Source organism: Mycobacterium szulgai (genome assembly GCF_002116635.1).
Lineage (GTDB): Bacteria > Actinomycetota > Actinomycetes > Mycobacteriales > Mycobacteriaceae > Mycobacterium > Mycobacterium szulgai.
Genome location: NZ_LQPW01000147.1, coordinates 1 through 5,213, shown reverse-complemented (window position 1 = coordinate 5,213; position 5,213 = coordinate 1). Strand labels below are relative to the sequence as shown.

The 5,213-nt window shown below is 64.1% G+C and carries 6 protein-coding genes and 2 pseudogenes; 6 read left to right on the top strand and 2 right to left on the bottom strand.

What is annotated here, in order from left to right:
* Positions 1-209: pseudogene (locus AWC27_RS31635) on the top strand (hypothetical protein); the annotation flags it as partial.
* Positions 210-223: 14 nt separating this feature from the next.
* Here AWC27_RS31635 and AWC27_RS21615 read toward each other — a convergent pair.
* Positions 224-472 (bottom strand): hypothetical protein, encoded by a 249-nt coding sequence (locus tag AWC27_RS21615; protein WP_083116233.1) that lies wholly within the window; start codon positions 470-472, stop codon positions 224-226.
* Positions 473-681: 209 nt separating this feature from the next.
* On the opposite strand from AWC27_RS21615, the gene AWC27_RS21610 reads away from it, so the two are divergent.
* Both AWC27_RS21610 and AWC27_RS21605 read left to right on the top strand, forming a co-directional pair.
* On the top strand, positions 682-2,136 hold the full coding sequence (locus AWC27_RS21610) for an NAD(P)/FAD-dependent oxidoreductase (RefSeq protein WP_085672370.1): 1,455 nt from the start codon (positions 682-684) through the stop codon (positions 2,134-2,136).
* Between the two features lie 11 nt (positions 2,137-2,147).
* On the top strand, positions 2,148-2,324 hold the full coding sequence (locus AWC27_RS21605; protein WP_245847384.1) for a hypothetical protein: 177 nt from the start codon (positions 2,148-2,150) through the stop codon (positions 2,322-2,324).
* Between the two features lie 112 nt (positions 2,325-2,436).
* Here the strand turns inward: AWC27_RS21605 and AWC27_RS33300 are convergent.
* Positions 2,437-2,727, bottom strand: a pseudogene (locus tag AWC27_RS33300) (hypothetical protein); the annotation flags it as partial.
* A gap of 272 nt (positions 2,728-2,999) precedes the next feature.
* Between AWC27_RS33300 and AWC27_RS21600 the strand changes: the two are divergent.
* The 3 genes from AWC27_RS21600 to AWC27_RS33295 all read left to right on the top strand — a co-directional run bounded on the left by AWC27_RS21600 (position 3,000) and on the right by AWC27_RS33295 (position 5,139).
* Positions 3,000-3,305: a YgaP family membrane protein gene (locus AWC27_RS21600; protein WP_308207073.1), complete on the top strand. Its 306-nt coding sequence runs from the start codon at positions 3,000-3,002 to the stop codon at positions 3,303-3,305.
* 399 nt (positions 3,306-3,704) lie between these two features.
* A complete protein-coding gene (locus tag AWC27_RS21595; protein ID WP_169726834.1) occupies positions 3,705-4,349 on the top strand; it encodes a GAP family protein in 645 nt (214 codons plus the stop codon).
* Between the two features lie 505 nt (positions 4,350-4,854).
* Positions 4,855-5,139 (top strand): nitroreductase/quinone reductase family protein, encoded by a 285-nt coding sequence (locus tag AWC27_RS33295; protein ID WP_085672366.1) that lies wholly within the window; start codon positions 4,855-4,857, stop codon positions 5,137-5,139.
* Positions 5,140-5,213 lie beyond the last annotated feature (74 nt).

The window sequence follows — 5,213 nt, the reverse complement described above, 5'->3', positions numbered from 1 at the left end:
CGTTGGGGCTGATCGGCCACCTGGGCGCAGCGGGGGCGGGCGGTAGCGGTGGTGCCGGTGGCGCCGGTGGTACGGGCGGAATCGGTGGCAGCGCGGGCGCCGGAGGCAGCGCCGGTGGTCAAGCTTTCGACGGCACAGCCGGAGACGCCGGTGCCGTGGGAACCCCCGGAACAGCAGGCAAGCCCGGCGTCGCTGGCGCTTCAGGTTGACGGGCTAGTGCCCGCTAGGGCCCGCCGAGGCGATCGCAGAACGCCACACACATCTGCCAAGCAGCAATGGGCACCCATTGCAGGTCGCCATTCTCATTGCGCTGGCAATAAATCGGGCCGGGGTTACCCCAAACCTTCGCGCCTTCTGGCGAGCACGGTTTACCCAAGTCGCTGTCGGCATGTGCGGTGCCACTGCCGAGGAGGATCGCGATGGGCGCGAATGCCGTCACTACCGCCAAGCCGGCCAACTTCATTGCGCGCATACTCCACGCCTTCCCCTAGCAGTTAACGACAAACTCGACGATACAAGGGAACGGGGGGTAGCCGCGTACGGCCGGCATCTCTGGCTGCCGCACTCGGCGCGGTGCGTCGGTTGCGTCGCATGCCCTATCAATACCCCGCGGGGTATACAATGGCCGCAGGGCCACGCCATTTCTGTGGCCAGCCCCGACCGTCTCGATGAGGAGCAGAAATGGCACGAGTCGTCATCCTCGGCGCCGGGATCGCCGGACACACCGCAGCGTTGCACCTGCGCCGATGGCTACCTCGTAAGCATGAGGTCGTCGTGATCTCGCCCAGCGCCGACTGGAACTGGATCCCGTCGAACATCTGGGTTGGCGTCGGTCGGATGGATCCATCGAAGGTGCTGATTCCGCTCCGGCCCATCTATCGTCGCAAAGGCATCGCGTTCCACCAGGCGTTGGCCACCGCGATCCGGCCCGAGGGCACCGGCGAGCAGTCGTCGCCGTCGGTGGACTTCGTCTATACAGGCGAGGGCAACAGCGGCGAATCTAGCTCGATCACGTATGACTACCTCATCAACGCCACCGGGCCGAAGCTGAATTTCGCGGCCACGCCCGGCCTCGGTCCCGACGGCCACTCTTATTCGGTCTGCACCGCTGCCCACGCCGCTGAGACCGCTGTCGCACTCGATCGAGTCATCGCCAAGCTGAGGGCTGGCGAGAAGCAGCGCCTGGTTATTGGTGTCGGACACGGCACCTGCACCTGCGAGGGTGCGGCCTTCGAGTACACCTTCAACGTCGAGCACATGCTGCGCACCGCCGGCGTGCGCGATCGTGCCGAGATTTACTACCTCACCAACGAGTACGAACTCGGTGATTTTGGTGTCAATGGCATGCAATTCGTGGAGAAGGGGTTTTTTCAGTCCAGCCGGATGTGGACTGAGTCGCTGTTTCGTGAGCGCGGCGTCAAGGCCATCACGCAGGCGGCGGTGCACGAGGTGATGGACGGCAAGCTGCGCTACGAGCAGCTCGACGGCGCGCAACGCGACCTTGACTTCGACTTCGCCATGCTGCTGCCGCCCTTTCGGGGTGCCGACCTCGCGGCCTATGACAGGGATGGCAACGACATCACGTCTACCTTGTTCGCACCATCAGGCTTTCTCAAGGTCGATGCCGATTACTCGGGGAAACCCTACGACGAATGGACCGCGGAGGATTGGCCGCACACCTACGAGTCGTCGGCTTACCCGAACATCTTCGCGCCAGGCATCGCGTTCGCGCCCCCGCATCCGATATCCCGGCCGCGCAAGAGCGCCAATGGCACGGTCATCACTCCCAGTCCGCCGCGCACGGGCATGCCGTCGGGCATCATGGCCAAGACGGTCGCCGAGACCATCCGGGATCGAATCAATAATCCGGAGGCCTCGGCCCACCGCGCCTCCATGGCGAACATGGGCGCCGCGTGCGTGGCCTCCGCCGGCACCGGCCTACGCAACGGCTCGGCCGCCGCGATGACGATGTTCCCCGTTGTCCCGGACCCGGTGCGCTACCCGCAGACGGGCCGCGACATCGCCGGCACGTCGGGTGAGCTCGGCCTGGCCGGCCACTGGATCAAGCTGGCACTGCACTATCTGTTCATCTACAAGGCCAAAGCCAAGCCGCTGTGGTGGTTGATCCCGGAATGAAAGGCATCCCCATGGACGACAACGTCAACGAGTCGGAAGCCAACATCCGGACAGCAGAAGGCATCGCTAACGCCCCGCTGCCCACCCACGCCAAGCTGCGAACGCGCCAGAACCTGCTGATCCAGTTCTGGCGGTTCGCCCGTATCAATATGAAAATGATGCGGATCATCCTCAGCGGACACCATTGACGGCTGCTCGACACGCCGGGACCGCGCTTTTAGTGCAGATGGTTCAACGGCGCTGCCACCAGCGCCGCCTCGGTGCTCTGAATCTCCTTCGCACCGTTGCTATTCCGGTACGTCACGCGGAGTCGCTCGACATGCGCGCCGCATCCCGACCGCGTCGCTTGCCCACAGATCGGACATCTGACCGCGTGGCACATCCGCGGCCGTCGGCGATGGCGGGTGGTCCCTGGTATGGCCACCGCAGGAGGGCGAATCCTGGGCATCTCGCGGCAGCGCAAACCGCGTTGAGTAAGGCTACGCCGTCTGCAATGCGGGGAACCCGGGTCAGCATTGGGCCGGAGTACGCCTGGCCGTCTACAACGATCAGCGCGCTGCCGGCTGGCCCACCCAGAACGTCTTGGCACCGCTGGCAGTTTCGCCGCCCGAGTCAAGGTGCGGCGCCCAGGCCCCAGCGCCGTGTGGCGGAATACCCCGGAGGGTATGATGGCGGGGTCGGATCTCTGACCTGGCCACTCCGGTTGTTCTCCGTCCGCCTCGAAATTCTCGTTGAGTGCGGTAGGACGGCTCCGCTGCGCCGCCCAGTGGTTCAGTAGCCGACGGACGAGTCGGAACAGATCGGTTGTGGCCGGATTCTTTATCCCCATTGCGATCAGACAACGGAAAGAGTGTGAAACCTCAATGAAAAACCATGAAGTCCCGGCGTTGATGGGGCGTCCAGCGTTTGGACTGCCGAAACCGCACGGGTGGACACTTGAGCGAACGCTGCACCTTATGGCTGGGACCGCGGTGTTATCGACCTTGGCCCTGGGGCGTGCACATTCCCCACGCTGGAGAGTGGTCACCGGATTCGTGGGCGCGAACCTTCTGCTCGACGCGGCTGTGGGTTGGTGCCCGACAAGTCTCCTGCTGCATCGGCTCGGGATACCCACAGCGGGCGAACGCGCGATGCGCTCGGGCGGCACGGCCAGTCAAACCCAGCAGTGACCCCAGCGGCGATCACGAGGAGAATGCGCTGAGTTCCGAATCTGTGGCGTGGGCGGGGCTCACTGACATGTCGGGAAAACTACATTTTGGTACGGCCAGCGGATGGCCTCGATTGAGCGTGGCTGATGGCCGCACACCTCCGGCGCTGCGCATCCCCGGCAGCCGGGACACGTGGATAGCTTTCACGACCAAAGCAACTTCGTCTGCATCAGCAACAGTGCGCCGAACCCTGCCACCTCCGGTCGCGGCTAACCGATGCTCGATCCGGCCGATGATGCCTGGTGTCGCAGAGAGCCGACGATGGGTGAGTGGCGACCGCCATTTGCTTCGACCGATAGTTCGCCGGGGTGCCATCGGCGGTCTGAAGGGTGTTGTGTGATAAGCATTTCGGGGATCGTTATGGCTAAAGTGGCTGGACCCGCGCTGGTAATCGCGCTTTCTCCGGTGCCGGTCGTGTTGGTGTTGGTTTTGCTTGTTCACAACGACCGCCCTTACTCATCCAGTATCGCCTACCTGCTGGGCAGGTCGATTTCGCTGGCGGGGCTGACCACGGCGGTTATACATATCCCGTGGCTGCGAGGCAGCCTTGCCGGCCCCGGTCCGCCGTGGGCCGACTGGGTGGTTGTCGGTATCGGTGCGGGACTTGTGGCGCTCGGTGTGCGGATGCGGTGGCGTCGCCCCAGGGGAATTGATAGACGCGGGTGGGAGAGCCGGGTCGGCAGGATTTCACCGATGATTGCCATTGCGATGGGAGCCCTTCCGCTGCTGGCGAACCCCAAAGCGCTTGCCGCCAGCGCCGCTGCGGGAGCGGGGATCGCGAGCCTGCATGTGACTGTTCCGGGTACGGTGACCGCGGTCGCTTTGTATGCGGCCCTGGCCAATTCGACGGTCGTCGCACCGTTGGTGGCCTACCTCGCTGTCGGGCCTCGCATTGATCCACAGCTTGAACGGATCAGGGGATGGATCCAAGCGCGGCGTGAAGCGGTGACAACGCTCACCTTGCTGCTCGTGGGTGGGCTGTTGATGCTGTACGGCTTTGCATGAGCGAGCGAGATACCAGTCGTTGCGGCGTTGCTTGAGCGCAAGCTTGACCAGGCGCAAGCGGCGACGCGCGGTCATTAGGGTGCAGCAGTTCCCTAGCCGCGAGCTGGCGGCTTACGCCAAATCTGGCTTGACCAGATTCTAAGTCGCGCATCCAATCGTCAAACGCTCGCTTGTTATGGTGATTCGCAAATCGCAGCGGAAACCGCCAAGGCTTCGGGAACGCGTCGAAGAGAGCATCGAGTGTTGCCGTGGACGCCTCGCTCACTATTCGATGCTCGACTTTGGTCGGAGGTACCAGCGGCGACGGCCGCGTCGCGGCGTGGATACCCACGCAGGGGGCCGTCACCAGCTGCTGGCAGGAGGACTCCGCGAGGTTCATTCTCGTGGCCGGCGTCATCGGAGACGTTGAAAGTTGCCTAGTGATCTGAGGTACACCACGCCCACCCCTCGGTGTGGTGCCCAAGGTGGTCGAGGGCTTTGCTGCCTTTGGTTTCGCTGGCCTGCGATGGACAGCCGAGGATTTTCGCTACGCGTGGCAGGCAAGCATGTTTCGCCGGGATTGCGGCCCGGCCTGCCGACGCTCATCCTCACCACTACTGGTGCCAAGTCCGGAAAGCCGTGCACCGTAGCACTTTTGGGCATTCCCCATTCCGACGGCGTGGCCGTCGCCGCGCCCAACTGCGGCGACGCGAGCTGGGATCACAACGGTGTTGGGGTGCAATCACCGGCTCCGCGCCCTCAGTCAGCGTGGGCAGATATGGTCGAGCGGCGTCGGAGCGCCGCCGTTTAGAAGGGTGGTGGTTCGTCGTCGGGGTTGGGTGGGGGTAGGCCGAAGTAGTTGTCGGGGTCTGTGTGTCGGGTGGT

Bases quoted from the DNA above. Each gene is read 5' to 3' on its own strand.
- AWC27_RS21615 (WP_083116233.1), bottom strand. From the start codon at position 472: ATGCGCGCAATGAAGTTGGCCGGCTTGGCGGTAGTGACGGCATTCGCG.
- AWC27_RS21610 (WP_085672370.1), top strand. From the start codon at position 682: ATGGCACGAGTCGTCATCCTCGGCGCCGGGATCGCCGGACACACCGCA.
- AWC27_RS21605 (WP_245847384.1), top strand. From the start codon at position 2,148: ATGGACGACAACGTCAACGAGTCGGAAGCCAACATCCGGACAGCAGAA.
- AWC27_RS21600 (WP_308207073.1), top strand. From the start codon at position 3,000: ATGAAAAACCATGAAGTCCCGGCGTTGATGGGGCGTCCAGCGTTTGGA.
- AWC27_RS21595 (WP_169726834.1), top strand. From the start codon at position 3,705: ATGGCTAAAGTGGCTGGACCCGCGCTGGTAATCGCGCTTTCTCCGGTG.
- AWC27_RS33295 (WP_085672366.1), top strand. From the start codon at position 4,855: ATGGACAGCCGAGGATTTTCGCTACGCGTGGCAGGCAAGCATGTTTCG.